General features: G+C 62.2%; 2 protein-coding genes. Both read left to right on the forward strand.

Annotated elements, in window-relative coordinates:
* A partial coding sequence (locus HX846_RS08685; protein WP_178965262.1) for a hybrid sensor histidine kinase/response regulator occupies positions 1 to 729 on the forward strand: 729 nt, incomplete at its 5' end.
* Positions 730 to 802: 73 nt separating this feature from the next.
* Positions 803 to 1,168, forward strand: a 366-nt coding sequence (locus HX846_RS08690) for a response regulator (protein WP_178965263.1), incomplete at its 3' end; no start/stop codon positions are given.

Genomic DNA, 1,168 nt, shown 5'->3' on the forward strand with positions numbered 1-1,168 from the left:
CTGGTGGCCGGCCGCAACCTGTCGGTGTTGGTGGTGGATGACCTGCCGGCCAATCGGCTGGTGCTGGTTCAGCAGTTGCAGTTCCTGGGTCATCAAGTAGTGGCCGTCGACTCGGCCGAAGCGGCCTTGCAGCGTTGGCACCATGAGGTGTTTGACGTCCTGGTCACCGATTGCAATATGCCGGGCATGTCCGGCTACGCCTTGAGTGAGGCCATCCGCCGGCTGGAAGCCCAGGAGCAACGGCCACGCCTGGCGCTGGTGGGTTGCACGGCGAATGCCCTGGATGATGAACAGCAGCGCTGCCGGGAGGCGGGAATGGATGAACTGCTGGTCAAGCCCGTGACCCTTGAGCACTGGACGCGTGTGCTCGCCCGCGTCGTGCCTGCACGCTCTTTCAGCATCCAGACCCTGCGCACCATGACCCAGGCCGACGGACCGGTTTTGCAGCGGATGCTGCAGGAGCTGGCGAGGAGCCTTGAGCAGGAGCATAACCTGATGGCCTCCGCCATGGCGGACCACGACCAGGTCCGGCTGGCCGCCTCGCTGCACCGCCTGAAGGGCATATGCTGCCTGGTGGATGCGCTGCCGCTGGCCAAGGCCTGCGTTGCGCTGGAAGGGTGTATTCGGGAGCAGCGCAACGCTGAGATTGAAATGCATTGGTTAGCGCTGCGCGAAGCATTGATCGAATTCCAGGTCGAGCTTGAGGCTTATCTGGACCCGTCCGAATAAGACATGTCCTATGGGGAAGGCGCGGGGTTTTTATTAGTCTGTGCACCTTCGCTTCTCCCCGGTAACGTTTTTCATGCGCTCCCTCAACGTCCTGATCCTCGAAGATAACCCGTTCCAACTGATGGCCCTGCATCAGATGCTCAACGCCAACGGCGTATTCAATGTACGCACGGCCGAAACGGTCGACGCCGCTCGCCAGTCACTGGAGAGCAAGGGCGCGGTGGACATCGCGATTTGCGATCTGTACCTGGAGCAGGGTGATGGCCTTGAGCTGATTCGGGAAATGGCCGAGCGCCGCCAGGCTCAGGTATTGATCCTGCTGAGCAACGCCGAGCCGGATGTGCTGGAAGGCGTGGCGCACATGGCCCGACAGTTGGGGCTCAACGTGCTCGGCTGCCTGCCCAAACCGGCGTCGGCAACGCTGATCGGGAAAGTCCTC

This window comes from Pseudomonas sp. K5002, from assembly GCF_013386655.1.
Classification (GTDB): Bacteria; Pseudomonadota; Gammaproteobacteria; order Pseudomonadales; family Pseudomonadaceae; genus Aquipseudomonas.